This window comes from Agromyces sp. GXQ0307 (assembly GCF_044769845.1).
In the GTDB taxonomy this organism is placed as follows: Bacteria; Actinomycetota; Actinomycetes; order Actinomycetales; family Microbacteriaceae; genus Agromyces.
Genome location: NZ_JBIZVY010000002.1, coordinates 365,048 through 381,449, shown reverse-complemented (window position 1 = coordinate 381,449; position 16,402 = coordinate 365,048). Strand labels below are relative to the sequence as shown.

The window sequence follows — 16,402 nt, the reverse complement described above, 5'->3', positions numbered from 1 at the left end:
GCACCCGGCGGCCGACGTCCGCGAGAGCCCTTGACGCGCGGCGATGACCGGCGTACGTTAACAACCATCTAGTTGATCAAGCGATTGGTTGAATAATGGATGCCGCAGCCGCCGACGATCGGCTCGACCGCGCCTTCATGGCGCTGGCCGATCCGGTGCGCCGCAGCATCCTCGCCCGGCTCAGCCGTGGGCCGGCGACCGTGACCGAACTCGCCGAACCGTTCGACATCACCACCCAGGCGGTGTCGAAGCACATCCAGGTCCTCGAGTCCGCCGGACTCGTCACCCGGAGCCGCGACGCGCAGCGTCGCCCCGTGCACCTCGACGCGGCCGCGCTCGAGACGCTCACCGAGTGGATCGACCGCTACCGCCTCATCCACGAGCAGCGATTCCGTCGCCTCGACGCACTGCTCACCTCCGCCGACGGCGGCGACGCCGCGGCATCCGCCGAACAAGGACTGACACCATGACCACCGAGATCACCAACCCGGTCACCATCGAGGCCCCCGAGGGCCTGCCCTACGTCGACATCGAGCGCGTGTTCGACGCACCCGTCGCGGCCGTCTACGACGCGCACCGCGACCCCGAGAAGGTCAGGCAGTGGCTCGGCCCGAACGGCTACGACATGCAGATCGAGCGGTGGGACTTCCGGCCGCAGGGCGGGTACCGCTACGTGCACGTCGATCCCGACGGCGGCCGCTGGGCGTTCAACGGCACGTTCCACTCCGTCCGCGAGAACGAGTTCGCCGTGCAGACCTTAGAGTTCGAGGGCGCGCCCGATGTCGTCAGCATCGAGTCGATGACCTTCGAAGACCTGGGCGACGGCCGCACGCGCCTCCGCGGCCACGCCGTCTACCCGAGCCTCGAGGCCCGCGACGCCATGGTCGAGCACGGCATGGCGAAGGGCGTCACCGAGGGGTACGAGCGACTCGACGCACTGCTGGCCGGCTGAGCCGCGGCATCCGTCGACCGCCCGGCAACCGAAGAGAGGAGCGACACCATGGACTGGACCCTCGAGGTCGTCGTCGTCCCCGTCGCCGACATCGATCGCGCGATCGAGTTCTACCGCGACCGGGTCGGCTTCGCGCTCGACCACGACACGCACGCCGGCGAGCACCGCTTCGCGCAGCTCACCCCGACCGGCTCCGGCTGCTCGATCGTCATCGGCACGTTGCCGGCGCAGAACGAGATGGCACCCGGCTCGCTGAAGGGCGTGCAGCTCGTCGTCGCCGACGCCGAGGCGGCGCGCGCCGAACTCGTCGCCCGCGGGGTCGACGCGAGCCCGGTGCAGGTCATCGACCCCCGAGACGGCGGAACCTTCTTCGGGTTCGCCGATCCCGACGGCAACACGTGGGCCGTGCAGCAGATCCGGGCACGCGGCGAGCGGCCGCTCATCCCCGTCGAGGCCCGCGGTCGATTCGGCGACGAGCAGGGCGCCGACGGCCCGACGTGAGCCGACCGCGCCGACGTGAGCCGACCGCGCCGAGCGAGATGACGCGAACCGCCCGACGAACGCCATCGTCGAGCGGTTCGCGTCAGATCGCAGCGGCCGGCGTGCAGGCCACCGGTCGGGAATCGGACCGCGACGGATCGGCGGCCTCCGCGCGAGCATGGAGGCATGACCCCACCCGATGTCCTCCGCTACGCCGCCTTCACGACCGACCCCCGCGGAGGCAACCCCGCCGGGATCGTGCTCGACGCCGCCGGGCTCGACGACGCCGCGATGCTGGCCGTCGCAGGCGAGGTCGGCTACGCCGAGACGGCGTTCGTGACCGGCGGCGACGGCGCGGTGCGCGACATCCGCTACTTCTCGCCGGTCGCCGAGGTGCCCTTCTGCGGGCACGCGACCGTCGCCACCGCCGTCGCGATCGCCGAACGCGAGGGGCCGGGCCGCATCCGCTTCGCCACCCCCGTCGGCGAGGTGGCCATGGAGACCGCCGAGGTCGACGGTCGCATGGTCGCCTCGTTCACGAGCGTCGAGCCCGGCCTCGAGCCCATGCCGTCGGAGGTCCTCGCCGAGTTGCTCGACCTCGTCGGGCTCGACGCCGACGCGCTCGACGAACGTCATCCGCCCCGGATCGCGTTCGCCGGCAACCGCCACCCCGTCCTGGTCGTCGCCGATGCCGCGGCGTTCGACGCGTTCACGTTCGACCCGGCGCGCGCCCGAGCGCTCATGGACGAGCACCGCTGGCCGGCGACGATCACCGTCCTGCACCGGCTGGCCGACGCCGAGGACGGCGGACTCCGCTTCGAGGCCCGCAACATCTTCCCCGTCGGCACGATCGTCGAGGACCCGGCGACCGGCGCCGCTGCGGCCGCGGTCGGCGGGTACCTGCGCGAACTCGGCGCCGTCGCGCCGCCGGCGCGCGTCGTGATCTCGCAGGGCCGGCACGTCGGGCGTCCGAGCGAGCTCGTCGTCGACGTCCCGGCCATGGGCGGCATCGTCGTGAGCGGGCCGGCGGTGCCGATCGGCTGACGTCGGAGCGCTCGGCTGACGGCTCAGTGCAGTGGGTCGCGCCCGTCGTCGTCCGTGGTCCGGTCCGGGACCTCCGCGACGTCGCCGCGGGCGCGCGGGTCGTGGTCGACGATGCCGTCCACGTCGTCGGTCGGCACCCCGGTCGACTCCGCGTTGAGCGTGTCCATGGCCCGCTGCGACGGATGCCTCAGCACGAGTTCGCCGTCGACGTGCGTGAGCACGGGGCGCAGGGGCGGTTCGGCCCCGGGCACCTTCTGGATCGGCACGGTCGGCTGATCCTGCCTCAGGCCGAACCGGCGCTGGAGCTGCCGCATCCACCTCGGGCCGCGGCCGATCGCTCCCGCCTCGAGCGGCGCCTCGACCTCGAGCCCGTAGTACTCGCCGATCTGGTCGACGAATTGCGCTCGCCGCGCGAGCTCGTACGCCCGCCGTTCGCGACTGAACGCGATGATCGTCGACCAGCAGATCATGAGCATCACGACGCTGAACGGCAGGGCGATGATGATCGCCGCCGTCTGCAGTGCGCGCAGCCCGCCGGCGAGCAGCAGGGAGATCGACAGGAGCGCCGTGATCAGCGTGAAGAACGTGCGCACCCACTTGCGTGGATTGATCTGACCGCCGGTCGCGAGCATGCCCATCACCAGCGCGCCGGAATCCGACGAGGTCACGAAGAAGATCGTGATGAGCAGGATGACGCCGAAGGTGAGCACCGTCGAGCCGGGGAAGTAGTCGAGCAGCGCGAAGAGCGTGCCCTCGATGTCGACCTCGCCGTCGGCGCCGACGAGGCTGCCCGGGTCGGTGAGCTCGAGGTAGAGCGCGGAACCGCCGAGCACGCTGAACCAGAGGATGCCGATCAGGGTCGGCACGATGATCACGCCCGCGACGAACTCCCGCACCGTCCGGCCGCGCGAGATGCGCGCGATGAAGATGCCGACGAAGGGCGCCCACGAGATCCACCAGCCCCAGTAGAACGACGTCCACGACGCCTGCCAGGCCTCGCCCGCGGCACCCTGGAACGCGCTGACGTTGAACGACAGGCCGATGAAGTTCTGGATGTAGGTGCCGATCGACTGCACGAACTCGCGCAGGAGGAACTCCGTCTGCCCGAACACGAGCAGGTAGAGCACGAGGATGCCGGCGAGCACGAGGTTCGTCGAGGAGAGCCACTTCATGCCGCGCGTCACGCCCGAGAGCACCGAGGCGAGCACGAGCACCGTGATCACCAGGATGATGACGACCTGCGTCGCCTCGTTCGGCTCGGCGATGCCGGCGGCATCGAGGCCGGCGCTGATCTGCAGTACGCCGAGGCCGAGCGAGGTCGCGACGCCGAACAGCGTGCCCGCGAGGGCCACGACGTCGATCACGTTGCCCCAGGCGCCGCGCACGCGCCTGCCGAGGAGCGGCTCGAGCGTCCACCGGATCGAGATCGGTCGCTTGCGCCGGTGGATGGCGTACGCGAGGCCGAGCCCGACCACCACGTAGATCGACCAGGCGTGGATGCCCCAGTGCAGGTAGGTCTGGCTGAGTGCCGACGATGCGAGCTGCTCGGGAGTGCCCGTGACTCCCGGCCGCGGCGAGACGAAGTGGCTGAGCGGCTCGCTCGCGCCGTAGAACACGAGGCCGATGCCCATGCCGGCCGCGAACAGCAGCGAGAACCAGGCCCCGAGCGAGAACTCGGGCTTGTCGTCGTCCTCGCCGAGCCGGATGTCGCCGTACCGGCTGAAGCCGACGAAGAGGCTGAACGCGACGAAGAACGCGGCGATGAGCACGTAGTACCAGTTGAACGCGTTCACGATCGACGCCTGGATCGCACCGAAGAACGCCTCGGCGAGCCGTGGCGCGAGCAGCGCGAATCCGCTGAAGGCGAAGACCACGGCCGCCGCAGGCCAGAACACCCATCGTTCGATGCTCGTCTTCGGGATCCGGGGCCGTCGCCGGCCCTCACGGTCGTCGGGCTGGGTCGTCGGCGTCCCGTCCATGCCCGCCACGATACGCCCCGGGGCTAGGCTCGGTCGGGGACATCCGTCGAGGAGGAGCACGCATGCAGACCCGAACCCTCGGCCGCACCGGCCGCACCGTCTCGGTCATCGGACTCGGCACCTGGCAGCTGGGCGCCGACTGGGGCGAGGTCGACGAGGCCGACGCGCTCGCGGTGCTCGACGCGTCGCACGAGGTCGGCGTCACCGTTTTCGACACGGCCGACGTCTACGGCGACGGCCGCTCCGAGTCGCTGATCGGCCGATGGCTCGCGGCGAACCCCGACGCCGGTGTCACGGTCGCGACGAAGATGGGGCGACGGATGCCGCAGGAGCACGGCAACTACGTCCTGGACAACTTCCGCGCCTGGACCGACCGGTCCCGCCGCAACCTCGGCGTCGACACGCTGGACCTCGTCCAGCTGCACTGCCCGCCCACCTCCGTCTACTCCGACGACGCCGTATACGACGCGCTCGACACGCTCGTCGACGAGGGCGCCATCGCCGCATACGGCGTCAGCGTCGAGAAGGTCGACGAGGCGCTCGCCGCGATCGCGCGACCGAACGTCGCCACCGTCCAGATCATCCTGAACGCGTTCCGGCTGAAGCCCGTCGAGGAGGTGCTGCCGGTCGCGACGCAGTACGGCGTCGGCATCATCGCGCGCGTGCCGCTCGCGAGCGGCCTGCTCTCCGGCCGGTACACGCTCGACACCGAGTTCGCGGCGAACGACCACCGCTCGTACAACCGGCACGGCGAGTCCTTCGACGTGGGCGAGACGTTCTCGGGCGTCGACTACGCGACCGGCGTGCGCGCGGCATCCGAGTTCTCGGCGCTGGCGACGCAGGCGGCGCCGGATGCCACGCCGGCCCAGGTCGCGCTCGCCTGGGTCGCTCGACAGGACGGCGTCTCGACCGTGATCCCCGGCGCACGGAACCCCGATCAGGCCCGCGCGAACGCGGCCGCGGGGTCGCTCGAGCTGCCCGAGTCGTTCGACGCGGCCGTCCGCGACCTGTACGACCGCGACATCCGCGCCTCGGTCCACCACCGGTGGTGACCGGGCGGAGCCCCGTCGCGGATCGAGGCCGATCCCCGTCGGGCGCTCCCGCCCCGCCGGCCGGCGGTGACGCGTGATCGACATCCTCACCGGGTTCGCGGTCATCGCGCTCGCCGTGTTCGTCGGCTGGATCGCCGGCCGCACCGGCGTGCTCGGCCCGAACGCGAGACCGGTGCTCGCGCGACTGAACTTCAGCGTGCTCTCGCCGTTCCTGCTGTTCTCGGTGCTGTCGACCGCCGACGTGCGCGCGCTCTTCTCGGCGTTGCTGCCGGTCTCGGCGATCGCCGCCGTCTCGGTGATGCTCGTGTTCGGCGCGATCTCGATGCTCGTCCTCCGGCGCGGCGTCGCCCGGACCACGATCGGGGCACTCGCGAGCGGGTACGTGAACGGCAACAACATCGGCATCCCGATCGCGCTGTACCTGCTCGGCAACGCCGCCTACTCGGCGCCCATCGTGCTGCTGCAGCTGCTCCTCTTCGCGCCGATCGCGCTCGCGGTGCTCGGCGCGACTGTCCAGGGCCGCACGTCGGTCGGCAGCATCGTGCGGACGACCTTCACGAACCCGATCATCATCGGCTCGCTCCTCGGCGTCGCCGTCTCGGTGTCGGGCCTCGAGCTGCCGCCGATCATCCAGGACCCGATCCACCTCATCGGGCAGGCGGCGGTGCCGCTCATGCTCATCGCGTACGGGTTGTCGCTGCACGGGACGCGCCTGCTCGAGCCGGGCACGGGCCTCCACGACGTCGTGCTCGCGGCGACCCTCAAGCTCGCCGTGATGCCCGCGATCGCGTGGGCGCTTGGCGCGTTCGCGTTCGGCCTCGAGGGGCGCGAGCTCTACGCGGTCACGGTGCTCGCGGCGTTGCCGACCGCGCAGAACGTGTTCAACTTCGCGCAGCGCTACGAGACGGCCGAGGTGGTGGCCCGCGACACCGTGTTCGTCACCACCGTCGGCTCGGTGCCGGTGCTGCTGCTCGTCTCGGCGCTGCTCGGCTGATCGGCTCGCGACGCGGCATGCGCCGCGCCCTGCATCGACCCGGCCGGTTCCCCCGTGACGGTCGGAGGCGGCAGGATGGTGCAACGCACCGAGGCGAGGAGACCCGAATGCCCTTCCTGCGCGATGGCGGCGCACCGCTCGACGAGCTGCCGCTCGCCCAGCGGCCGGCCGACGGCTACCGGTTCGCGCTGCGCGCGCCCGTCGTCTACGTCGACGAGCCGACCGGCCGCCGCTACCGTGCTCCGGCTGCGGGCGAGGCGCCGCCGCCCGCCGGCATCACCGACCTCGCGTCGGTGCCGACGCCGCTCTGGGGGCTGATCGCGAGCTACGGCCGGCAGTCCGCCCCGGCGATCCTGCACGACGCGCAGTCCCTCGCCGCCGCCGCGCTCGACGATCCCGCCGCCGCGCTCGCCCAGCGCCGCGAGGACGACGACGTCTTCCATCGCGCGCTCCGCGAGCAGGGCGTGCCGGTGCTCCGCGCCCGGCTCATGTGGGCGTGGGTCTCGGCCGACCGCGAGCGCACGTACGCCGGATGGCGCGGCTGGCTCCTGCTCGGCCAGGTCGCGCTCGGCGTCGCCGTCGTCGTCGCCGCAGTCGTGCTCGCCGTCGCGGCGCATCCCGCGTGGCTGCTCCTCGCGGTCGTGCCCGCGCTCGCCGCGCTCCTGTGGGGCACGCTCGCCCGGCTCGTGATCGCGCTGACGTATCCGCTCGCGCTCCTCGGGCCGGTGCTGCTCGTGCAGCTGCTCGCCGTCGGCGTGTTCCGGTTCGTCGAGGCGATCGTCGAGCTCCTCGCCGGCGGAGACGTGCGGTCGGTCGTGCGACCGACGGCGTTGCCGGATCCGGACGGCCGCGGAACGCGCAGCCCCGGCGGCGAGGCCCCGTGAACCACGGACCCGGTCCCATCGTCGTGATGGGCGTCTCCGCATCGGGGAAGTCGACGGTGGGCGAGCGGCTCGCCGAGCGGCTCGGCGTGCCCTTCGTCGACGGCGACGACCTCCACCCGGGTTCGAACGTCGAGAAGATGCGGGCCGGCAGGCCCCTCGACGACGACGATCGCCGGCCCTGGCTCGATCGGGTGGGCGAGGTGCTCGCCGCGTCCGCCGATCCGGGCATCGTCGTCGCCTGCTCCGCGCTCCGGCGCACCTACCGCGACCGGATCCTCCGGTCCGCGCCGGCGACCCGGTTCGTGCACCTCGACCTCTCCGAGGGCGAGCTCGCCGAACGCGTGGGCGCGCGCGCCGGACACTTCATGCCGGCGACGCTCCTGGCATCGCAGCTGGCGACGCTCGAACCTCCCGCCGCCGACGAACCGGCCGTCGTCGTGGACGCCGACCGTGCCATCGCCGACGTGGTCGACGCCGCCGCGCGGTCGTTGGCCGGCGATGCGGACGCCGCCGGAGTCGACACGGCGCCGTGATCCCGCCGTCGGCCCGGGCTTCAGGGCTACCCCTGATGCCCGGGCCCCGCGGCATCCGTAGCGTTGACCTCGGTCGCGCACCGCGGACATGCAGGGGGAACTGTCTCCTCGGCGCCGACCGGAGAGCCGGCCGCGCCGAGCCCGACCCGAACGGGCGGCGCGGGCCGGCTCCCCCCTGATCCGGCCGTGCGGCCGGCGCCGCGGGGGAGGCGCCGCCGCACGGCGTCGGGGATCGCGCGCACGAGCCCGTACGCCCGCGAGCGCCGCGCGACCGCCTCGCATACGGCAGACTCGAACGGGTGACCCCCACCCTGCTCGACGCCGCCCCGCGCCCGTACGATGCCGATGCCATGTACGACGCGTTCGTCGAGTGGGCGGAGGGCCGCGGTTTCGCGCTCTACCCCGCTCAGGACGAGGCGGTCATCGAGCTCGTCTCCGGCGCGAACGTGATCCTGTCGACGCCCACGGGTACGGGCAAGTCGCTCGTCGCGGTCGCCGCGCACGCGGCATCCGTCGCCCGCACCGCCGCCGACCGCGACGCGGGCCGGCCGTGGGGACGCACCTACTACACCGCGCCGATCAAGGCGCTCGTGAGCGAGAAGTTCTTCCAGCTCGTCGAGATCTTCGGCGCCGCGAACGTCGGCATGGTCACCGGCGACAGCTCGGTGAACGCGGACGCCCCGATCATCTGCTGCACGGCCGAGATCCTCGCGAACCTGGCCCTCCGGCAGGGCGCGGATGCCGCGGTCGACCAGGTCGTCATGGACGAGTTCCACTACTACGGCGACCCCGACCGCGGGTGGGCGTGGCAGGTGCCGCTCATCACCCTGCCCCACGCGCAGTTCGTGCTCATGTCGGCGACGCTCGGCGACGTGACGGACATCGCCGACGACCTCTCGCGTCGCACCGGCCGCGACACCGCTCGCGTCACGGGCGTCGAGCGCCCGGTGCCGCTGCACTTCTCGTACGCGAAGACGCCGGTGCAGGAGACCGTCGAGGACCTCCTCGCGACGAATCAGGCGCCCGTGTACATCGTGCACTTCTCGCAGGCCGCCGCGATGGAGCGCGCGCAGGCGCTCTCATCGATCCGCGTCGTGAGCCGCGAGCAGCGCGACGAGATCGCCGAGGCGATCGGCGGGTTCCGGTTCACGACCGGGTTCGGCAAGATCCTCTCGCGTCTCGTGCGCGCGGGCATCGGCGTGCACCACGCGGGCATGCTGCCGCGCTACCGCCGCCTCGTCGAGACGCTCGCGCAACGCGGCCTGCTGCGCGTCATCTGCGGCACCGACACGCTCGGCGTCGGCATCAACGTGCCGATCCGCTCGGTGCTCATCACGGCGCTCTCGAAGTACGACGGGCAGCGGATGCGTCAGCTCTCCGCGCGCGAGTTCCACCAGATCGCGGGGCGCGCGGGCCGGGCGGGCTACGACACCGCCGGAACGGTCGTCGTCCTCGCGCCCGATCACGAGATCGAGAACGAGACCGCGATCCGCAAGGCGGGCGACGACCCGAAGAAGCTGAAGAAGATCGTCCGCAAGAAGCCGCAGGCGGGGTTCGTGACGTGGGGCGAGGGCTCGTTCGAGCGCCTCGTCGCCGCGGAGCCCGAGCCGCTCGAGCCGCAGCTGACGCTCACGGCCGCGATGCTGATCAACGTCATCGGCCGCGGCGGCGACGTGCCCCGCGGCATCCGGTCGCTCGTCTTCGACAACCACGAGTCGCGCGCCCGGCAGTACGAGCTCGCGCGCCGCGCGCTCGGGATCCTCCGCACGCTGCGCGACGCCGACGTCGTCGAGATCCTCCCGGCCGCCGCCACCCCCGCCGCCACCGCTACGGGGTCGAATCGCGACGCCGGCGCCGGCACCGAGCCATCCGGCGGGCGCGAAACGACCCCCTCGCGAGGGTCGGCGGATACGAGCGCGGCGGGCGGCGGCCTCGGCGTCGAGCTGCGGCTCACGGTCGACCTGCAGCCGAACTTCGCGCTGAACCAGCCGCTGTCGCCGTTCGCGCTCGCCGCGATCGAGCTGCTCGACCCGACGACGAGCGAGCAGGGCACCGGCCACTACTCGCTCGACGTGGTCTCGATCATCGAGTCGACGCTCGACGACCCGCGGCCGATCCTGTCGCAGCAGCAGTACAAGGCCCGCGGCGAGGCGGTCGCGGCGATGAAGCGCGACGGCATCGAGTACGACGAGCGGATGGCGCTGCTCGAGGAGGTCACCTGGCCGAAGCCCCTCGACGAGCTGCTCGCGCACGCGTTCGAGACGTTCGCATCGAGCCAGCCGTGGGTGCGCGACTTCGAGCTCAGCCCGAAGGCGGTCGTGCGCGACATGTTCGAGCGGTCGATGTCGTTCGGCGAGTACGTGTCGTTCTACCAGCTCCAACGCAGCGAGGGGCTCGTGCTCCGGTACCTCTCCGACGCGTTCCGGGCGATCCGCCAGACCGTGCCCGACGAGCACAAGGACGAGGAGCTGCTCGACCTCATCGAGTGGCTCGGCGAGCTCGTGCGCCAGGTCGACTCGAGCCTCGTCGACGAGTGGGCCGAGCTGGTCGACCCGAGTTCGCACCTGCCCGAGGACGAGGCGCCCGTCGTGCCGCCCGCGCCGCCGTCGGTCGTCACGAACCGCCGCGCGTTCACGGTGCTCGTGCGCAACGAGCTCTTCCGCCGCGTGCAGCTCGCCGCGCTCGAGCGCGACGAGGAGCTCGCCGAGCTCGACCCCGACGTCGGCTGGCCCGACGTGCTCGACCGGTACTACGACGAGCACGACGACATCCTCACCGGCGGGCCTGCGCGTTCGCCGCGGCTCGTCACCATCGACGAGACGGATGCCGCGGCCGGCACCTGGCGCGTCGAGCAGGTGATCGACGACCCCGCGGGCCACCACGACTGGCGTATCCGCGGCGAGGTCGACCTGGAGGCGTCGGCCGAGGAGGGCACCGCCGTCGTGCGGATCAGCGAGGTCGTCCGGCTCTGACGCGCGCGCGTCAGTGCGCCGAACGGACGGGCCGCACTCGGTCGCACGCGGTCACGCGAGGGCGAGCATCCCCGCCGCGGCGAGTGCGAGCGCCAGCCCGGCCCATTGCACCGGCGCGATGCGCTCACGCAGCACGATCGCCGCGAGCAGGATCGTGCCCGCCGGGTACATCGCACCGAGCACGGCGGCCACGGCGAGGTCGCCCGCGCGGATGCCGAGGAGCAGGAGCACGTTCGCCGTGGCGTCCACGACGCCGCAGGCGAGTGCGAGCGCGACGGCCGCCCGCAGTGCGGTGCCGCGGGTCGCTCCGGTCGTCGATGGCGCCGACGCGTCCGTCGTCGTGACGTGATCGGCCGACGTCATGTCATCCGGTGCCGGGCCCGATCGAGCGGGGCTCGGCGCGAGCACCGCGGAGCGGGTCCGCAGCGCGGCGGAGACGGCGACGACGCCGAATGCGGCGAACAGCAGGGTGGCCGAGACGACGCGGTTCGCGACGAGCGGCACGACGCCCGAGGCATCCGCCGTATGGGAGATCGCGATGTAGTACCCGCCGATCGCGAGGCCCGAACCGATCGCGAGCAGCAGTCCGCGTGGGCTCGGCCTGACCGCGCCGCGCTCGGGCACGAAGCCGACGAGGACGACCGCGACGAGGGCGACGCCGATGCCCCACACGCCGAGCGGACCGAATCGCTCGGCACCGACGAGCGTGCCCCAGAGCATCGGCGTGATCGCCGACATCAGCGCGGTGAGCGGCGAGAGGATGCTCATCGGACCGATCGCGAGGCACGCGTAGAGCAGCGCGATCGCCACGGCGCCGATCACGCCGGAGAGTGCGCCCCAGCCGAGGTCGGCGGAGGTCCAGGTGCCGCCGAGCACGGGCAGCGCGGCGAGCATCGCGACGAGGCCCGCGACCGACGCGACGGCTGTGGCGAGGAGCGCGCCGAGACGCCGTGCGGCGAGCCCGCCGAGAAAGTCCGCCGCGCCGTAGACGATCGCGCCGGAGAGCGAGAGGACCGCGGTGAGCATCGTCGTCAAGCCTAGGGGCGACCGCCGACGCGCTGCTCATCTGAGCACGCACGGCTGCTCATCCGAGCAAAATCGGCCGAATCGTTGAACGCGGCATGACGAGTGGGTCAAGTCCCTTCCCTCCGCGCAGGGCCCGCCATATGGTCGAAGCAGTGCCCGCCCGAACCCGGGGCGGACACGTGCGACGCCGGGGGAGCGCAACGGCCGGTCTCCCGCATCCGTCCCTTGCAGAGGAGATCACGCAATGCAGCAACGTTCCCCCGGTGCGGCTCGGAGCCGCGCCACGTCCGCCACGCGCACTCGTCGGCGCGCGGCCGCCGGCGCGGTCGCCGGCGCCACAGTGCTCGCACTCGCCCTCGGCGGTGCACTGTCCGCACAGGCCGCGCCGTCGCCCAAGGGCCAGGAGGCCCGCTCGGTCGACATCAACCTCTTCACCATCAACGACTTCCACGGTCGCATCGAGCAGGCGGGCACCGCCGCCGGCATCGCGAGGCTCGCGAGCGCCGTCGACCACTTCCGGGCGCAGAACTCGAACACGGTGTTCGCCGCGGCCGGAGACATGATCGGCGCATCGACGTTCACCTCCTTCATCCAGGACGACGTGCCCACGATCGAGGCCCTCAACGCCGCGGGCCTCGACGTCAGCTCGGTGGGCAACCACGAGTTCGACAAGGGCTTCGCCGACCTCACCGACCGCGTGATGCCGCTCGCCGACTTCGAGTACCTCGGCGCGAACATCTACGACAAGGCCACCGGCGAGGTGGCGCTGCCGGAGTACTGGACCGCGAAGTTCCAGGGCGTGACCATCGGCTTCGTCGGGGCCGTCACCGACGAGCTCCCGTCGCTCGTGAGCCCGTCCGGAATCGAGGACATCACCGTCGGCAGCCCCGTCGAGGCCGCGAACCGCGTCGCCGACCAGCTCAGCGACGGCAAGAAGGGCAACGGCGAGGCCGACATCGTCATCATGCTCGTCCACGAGGGTGCGGCCACGACCAGCATCGAGTCGGCGACCGACCCGAACAGCCGGTTCGGCGACATCGTCCTGAACGCGAACGACAACATCGACGCGATCGTCTCGGGCCACACGCACCTGCCGTACAACCACGTGATCGACGGTCGCCCCGTCATCTCGAGCGGCCAGTACGGCGAGCGCTTCAGCAACATGGAGATCAGCTACGACCGCGCGACGAAGTCCATCACCAAGATGGAGAACACCCTCTACACGATGGCGACCGCGTTCGACGCGAACAACAACGTGACGGCGTGGCTCTACGAGCCCGACCCCGAGATCGTGCCGATCGTCACCGAGGCCACCGAGATCGCGAACGAACTCGGCAGCGTGGTGATCGGCGACACGTCGGCCGCGCTGAACCGGGCGCAGCGCCCTGGCGTCGTGAACGGCATGCCCGCGCTGGTCGAGAACCGCGGAGGCGAGTCGACCCTCGGCAACCTCGTGGCGGACGTGCAGCTCTGGGCTCTCGAAGCCGACGGGACGCGCGACGTGGACATCACGTTCATGAACCCGGGCGGCCTCCGCGCCGACATCGACTCCGGCGAGACGACCTACCGCGAGGTCGCGAACGTGCAGTCGTTCGCGAACACGCTCGTCACGCTCGACCTCACCGGCGCCCAGGTCAAGGCGATCCTCGAGGAGCAGTGGCAGCCCGCCGGTGCCTCGCGGCCCTTCCTGAAGCTCGGCGTCAACGAGGGCCTGACGTACACGTACGACCCGACCGCCGCGCAGGGATCCCGCATCACCGAAATCTTCCTCGACGGCGTGGCGCTCGACCCGGCGGCGACGTACTCGGTCGGTGCCAACTCGTTCCTGGCCTCGGGCGGTGACAACTTCGTCACCTTCCGCGACGGCGCGAACAAGGCCGACAGCGGCAAGATCGACCTCGAGGCCATGGTCGACTACTTCGAGACGTTCGGCACCGTGTCGCCCGACTACGCCCAGCGCGCGGTCGGCGTCGACGTCGTGAGCGTCGCGGGCGGTCAGGCCACGGTCGACCTCTCGTCGCTCGACTTCAGCACCACCGAGCCGAAGGCGGGCACCGTGACCGTCTCGTTCGAGGGCGTCGACGTCGCGACTGTTGCGGTCGACCCGTCGTTCCCGACCCCGGCGACGTTCGACGAGATCGGCCGCGCGTCGGTCACGTTCGCGATCCCCGCGGGAGCGACCGCGGATTCGCGCTTCGTGATCACGACGCCGACCGGCACGACGAGCTCGTTCACCCTTCCGCTGTGAGCTGAGTCGCCTCGAGCGGCGAACGGCCCCGGGCATCGCCCGGGGCCGTTCCCGTCTGCGCCGGCCGGTTAGGCTGGTCGGGTGACTTCCCGGGGTGCACGCGCGGCGCGCGGCGCGGCCATCGCCGCGTTCGCGGTGTTCGCCGCATCCCTCGCCCACACGGTGGGTGGCGGCACGCCGCCGGGGCCGGTCGCGCTCGCCCTGGCCTTCGCATTCTCCGTGCCGGTCGCGATGCTCCTCGTCGGGGGCCGGATGCCGCTGCTGCGCGCCTCCGTCGCCGCGCTCGTCGCCCAGGCCGCCTTGCACCTGCTCTACTCGGTGGGCGCGGTCGGAGCCGGCAGCGCCGCGCCATCCGTCGACGCGCATTCGCTGCACGCGGGCGGCACCATCCCGCTCGACGCGTTCGTGGCCGTCGACCACGGCCACGCGGCCATGCCCGTGGCGCACGTCGCCGCCGCCGCGCTCACCGTCGCGTTCCTCGTGGTGCTGGGCCGGTCCGCGGCCGCGGTCGCCGCGGTCGGCGGCGCGCTCCGGCGCGGCATCCGCCTGCTCGTCGCCGCCGTCGACGGGGTTCCGGTGCTCCGGCGCGGCGACGCCCGCCCGCCCGTCTCCCGACGCGACGGTCCGACCCGACTCGGAACCCTCCTCCTCTCCTCCCTGCGGCACCGTGGGCCGCCGACGGTGGTCGCGGCCGCCTGAGCGGTCACGACTCCCGAATCCGTTCGCGCGGACGCGCCGAACCACTGCCGCCGAACCCGGCGGCGCGTCCGCGCACCCCACTTGGAGAAGAAGAACACCGATGCGATCCATCACCCGCACCACCGCCGCCGCCGCGACCGCCCTCGGCGCCGGCACCCTGCTCGCCCTCGCCGCACCCGTCGCGGCGCAGGCGCACGTCGTCGTCACCCCGAGCTCGACCGCAGCGGGCTCGTACGCCGTGCTCGAGTTCGCCTCCGGCCACGGATGCGACGGCTCGCCGACCACGTCGTACGCGGTCGAGATCCCCGAGTCGATCCTGTCCGTGACCCCGACGTTGAAGCCCGGCTGGGACGTCGAGAAGGTCATGGTCGAGCTCGACGAGCCCGTCGAGGGCGCCCACGGCGACGTGGTCGCCGAACGCGTCGGCCAGGTCGTCTACACCGCCGCGACGCCGCAGCCCGACGGGTACCGCGAGACCTTCCAGGTCCAGGTCCTGCTGCCCGAGGATGCGGAGGGCGAGCGACTCGAGTTCCCCGTGCTGCAGTCGTGCGTCGAGGGCGAGAACGACTGGAGCCAGTCGGGCGCCGACGGCGCGGAGCCCGAGCTGCCGGCTCCGGCGATCGAGGTGACCGAGGCCGCCGGCGACGCGCACGGCCACGGCGATGCCGATGCGGAGGCGGCGACGGACGACCACGCCGACGCGCACGAGGCCGAGGAGACCGCGGCGACGCAGGGATCGGTCGACGTCGTCGGCCGGCTGCTCGGCATCGCCGGCCTCGCGGTCGGCGCCGCCGGCCTGACCGTCGCGATCCTCGCTCGTCGCGGGAAGACGGCGTGACGACCGTGTCGCGCCGGAACATGCGGCTGGCCGTGGCCGGGGCGGCGTTCGCCGCCCTGGCCGCGGTGGCCGGGCCGGCCGTGCCCGCATTCGCCCACAACACGGTCGTCGCGATCTCGCCCGACGGCGAGGAGCCGGTCACGGAGCAGCCGGGCGTCGTCTGGCTCGAGACGAACGACGCACTGCTCGACGCGGAGGGCGCCGCGGCCATGGACGTCGTCGGTCCCGACGGCCGCCACTACGCGACGCAGTGCGCCACGGTCGACGGGCCGGTCGCGAGCGTCGCGGCCGAACTCGGCGAGCCGGGGGAGTACACGGTGGTCTGGCGGGTCGTCTCGGCCGACGGGCACCCGATCTCGGGCGACTTCGACTTCGAGTGGTCGCCCGCCGCGGGCGAGCCCACGGGCGGGGGAGCCGACGAGTCGCCGTGCGCCGAGGCCACGGGCACGGCAGAGGGCGGCGACGCGGAGGAGGGGGCCGGCGCCGCCTCGACCGGTGCCGCTCAGGACCTCGTCTGGATCGGCGCCGGGGTCCTGGCCGTCGCCGTCGCCGCCGCGGTCGCGTTCCTGTTCGTCCGCCGCACGTCGGGCGGCGCGGCCGCCGACGGCGCCACGTCGCCGGGCGACCCGGACGATCCCGCCGACGGGCCGGGGTCCACCGGCGGTCCGGAGCCCCGCGACTGACGCCTGCGCTGCCGTCCG

15 protein-coding genes are annotated in these 16,402 nt (G+C 72.5%); 13 read left to right on the top strand and 2 right to left on the bottom strand.

The window, feature by feature from the left end; genetic code table 11:
• The first annotated feature begins 95 nt into the window (after positions 1-95).
• The 4 genes from ACIQH8_RS07165 (at position 96) to ACIQH8_RS07150 (ending at position 2,476) form a co-directional block, all read left to right on the top strand.
• Entirely contained in the window at positions 96-470 is a 375-nt protein-coding gene (locus tag ACIQH8_RS07165; RefSeq protein ID WP_400996494.1) for an ArsR/SmtB family transcription factor, read from the top strand.
• Entirely contained in the window at positions 467-952 is a 486-nt protein-coding gene (locus ACIQH8_RS07160) for an SRPBCC family protein (RefSeq protein ID WP_400996492.1), read from the top strand. The genes ACIQH8_RS07165 and ACIQH8_RS07160 overlap by 4 nt, the downstream gene beginning before the upstream one ends.
• A 48-nt stretch (positions 953-1,000) precedes the next feature.
• Positions 1,001-1,453 (top strand): VOC family protein, encoded by a 453-nt coding sequence (locus tag ACIQH8_RS07155; protein WP_400996489.1) that lies wholly within the window; start codon positions 1,001-1,003, stop codon positions 1,451-1,453.
• 165 nt (positions 1,454-1,618) lie between these two features.
• Positions 1,619-2,476 carry a PhzF family phenazine biosynthesis protein gene (locus ACIQH8_RS07150; protein ID WP_400996487.1) on the top strand — a complete coding sequence of 286 codons (858 nt, stop codon included), beginning with the start codon at positions 1,619-1,621 and terminating at the stop codon, positions 2,474-2,476.
• A 23-nt stretch (positions 2,477-2,499) separates the two neighbouring features.
• On the opposite strand, the gene ACIQH8_RS07145 is transcribed toward ACIQH8_RS07150, so the two are convergent.
• A complete protein-coding gene (locus ACIQH8_RS07145; RefSeq protein WP_400996485.1) occupies positions 2,500-4,455 on the bottom strand; it encodes a BCCT family transporter in 1,956 nt (651 codons plus the stop codon).
• Positions 4,456-4,517: 62 nt separating this feature from the next.
• Between ACIQH8_RS07145 and ACIQH8_RS07140 the strand changes: the two genes are divergently transcribed.
• The 5 genes from ACIQH8_RS07140 to ACIQH8_RS07120 all read left to right on the top strand — a co-directional run bounded on the left by ACIQH8_RS07140 (position 4,518) and on the right by ACIQH8_RS07120 (position 10,890).
• Positions 4,518-5,507, top strand: coding sequence for an aldo/keto reductase (locus tag ACIQH8_RS07140; RefSeq protein WP_400996483.1), 990 nt, complete (start codon positions 4,518-4,520; stop codon positions 5,505-5,507).
• 73 nt (positions 5,508-5,580) lie between these two features.
• Positions 5,581-6,501, top strand: a complete 921-nt coding sequence (locus ACIQH8_RS07135; protein ID WP_400996481.1) for an AEC family transporter — start codon at positions 5,581-5,583, stop codon at positions 6,499-6,501.
• 107 nt (positions 6,502-6,608) lie between these two features.
• Positions 6,609-7,385, top strand: coding sequence for a DUF1353 domain-containing protein (locus ACIQH8_RS07130; protein ID WP_400996478.1), 777 nt, complete (start codon positions 6,609-6,611; stop codon positions 7,383-7,385).
• A gap of 26 nt (positions 7,386-7,411) precedes the next feature.
• Positions 7,412-7,918 (top strand): gluconokinase, encoded by a 507-nt coding sequence (locus ACIQH8_RS07125; RefSeq protein WP_400996475.1) that lies wholly within the window; start codon positions 7,412-7,414, stop codon positions 7,916-7,918.
• Between the two features lie 350 nt (positions 7,919-8,268).
• Complete coding sequence (locus ACIQH8_RS07120) at positions 8,269-10,890, top strand: DEAD/DEAH box helicase (RefSeq protein WP_400997883.1); 2,622 nt, start codon at positions 8,269-8,271, stop codon at positions 10,888-10,890.
• 51 nt (positions 10,891-10,941) lie between these two features.
• On the opposite strand, the gene ACIQH8_RS07115 is transcribed toward ACIQH8_RS07120, so the two are convergent.
• Complete coding sequence (locus tag ACIQH8_RS07115; RefSeq protein ID WP_400996472.1) at positions 10,942-11,916, bottom strand: EamA family transporter; 975 nt, start codon at positions 11,914-11,916, stop codon at positions 10,942-10,944.
• Between the two features lie 244 nt (positions 11,917-12,160).
• Between ACIQH8_RS07115 and ACIQH8_RS07110 the strand changes: the two genes are divergently transcribed.
• The 4 genes from ACIQH8_RS07110 to ACIQH8_RS07095 all read left to right on the top strand — a co-directional run bounded on the left by ACIQH8_RS07110 (position 12,161) and on the right by ACIQH8_RS07095 (position 16,384).
• Positions 12,161-14,164 (top strand): bifunctional metallophosphatase/5'-nucleotidase, encoded by a 2,004-nt coding sequence (locus ACIQH8_RS07110; protein WP_400996469.1) that lies wholly within the window; start codon positions 12,161-12,163, stop codon positions 14,162-14,164.
• A gap of 81 nt (positions 14,165-14,245) precedes the next feature.
• Complete coding sequence (locus ACIQH8_RS07105) at positions 14,246-14,863, top strand: hypothetical protein (RefSeq protein WP_400996467.1); 618 nt, start codon at positions 14,246-14,248, stop codon at positions 14,861-14,863.
• Positions 14,864-14,963: 100 nt separating this feature from the next.
• On the top strand, positions 14,964-15,701 hold the full coding sequence (locus tag ACIQH8_RS07100; protein WP_400996465.1) for a YcnI family protein: 738 nt from the start codon (positions 14,964-14,966) through the stop codon (positions 15,699-15,701).
• Entirely contained in the window at positions 15,698-16,384 is a 687-nt protein-coding gene (locus ACIQH8_RS07095) for a copper resistance protein CopC (protein ID WP_400996462.1), read from the top strand. Before ACIQH8_RS07100 ends, ACIQH8_RS07095 begins: the two co-directional genes overlap by 4 nt.
• Positions 16,385-16,402 lie beyond the last annotated feature (18 nt).

Coding starts and splice junctions, on each gene's coding strand:
- ACIQH8_RS07130 (WP_400996478.1), top strand. CDS start 6,609: ATGCCCTTCCTGCGCGATGGCGGCGCACCGCTCGACGAGCTGCCGCTC.
- ACIQH8_RS07165 (WP_400996494.1), top strand. CDS start 96: ATGGATGCCGCAGCCGCCGACGATCGGCTCGACCGCGCCTTCATGGCG.
- ACIQH8_RS07120 (WP_400997883.1), top strand. CDS start 8,269: ATGTACGACGCGTTCGTCGAGTGGGCGGAGGGCCGCGGTTTCGCGCTC.
- ACIQH8_RS07115 (WP_400996472.1), bottom strand. CDS start 11,916: ATGCTCACCGCGGTCCTCTCGCTCTCCGGCGCGATCGTCTACGGCGCG.
- ACIQH8_RS07110 (WP_400996469.1), top strand. CDS start 12,161: ATGCAGCAACGTTCCCCCGGTGCGGCTCGGAGCCGCGCCACGTCCGCC.
- ACIQH8_RS07150 (WP_400996487.1), top strand. CDS start 1,619: ATGACCCCACCCGATGTCCTCCGCTACGCCGCCTTCACGACCGACCCC.
- ACIQH8_RS07125 (WP_400996475.1), top strand. CDS start 7,412: ATGGGCGTCTCCGCATCGGGGAAGTCGACGGTGGGCGAGCGGCTCGCC.
- ACIQH8_RS07140 (WP_400996483.1), top strand. CDS start 4,518: ATGCAGACCCGAACCCTCGGCCGCACCGGCCGCACCGTCTCGGTCATC.
- ACIQH8_RS07160 (WP_400996492.1), top strand. CDS start 467: ATGACCACCGAGATCACCAACCCGGTCACCATCGAGGCCCCCGAGGGC.
- ACIQH8_RS07100 (WP_400996465.1), top strand. CDS start 14,964: ATGCGATCCATCACCCGCACCACCGCCGCCGCCGCGACCGCCCTCGGC.
- ACIQH8_RS07145 (WP_400996485.1), bottom strand. CDS start 4,455: ATGGACGGGACGCCGACGACCCAGCCCGACGACCGTGAGGGCCGGCGA.
- ACIQH8_RS07155 (WP_400996489.1), top strand. CDS start 1,001: ATGGACTGGACCCTCGAGGTCGTCGTCGTCCCCGTCGCCGACATCGAT.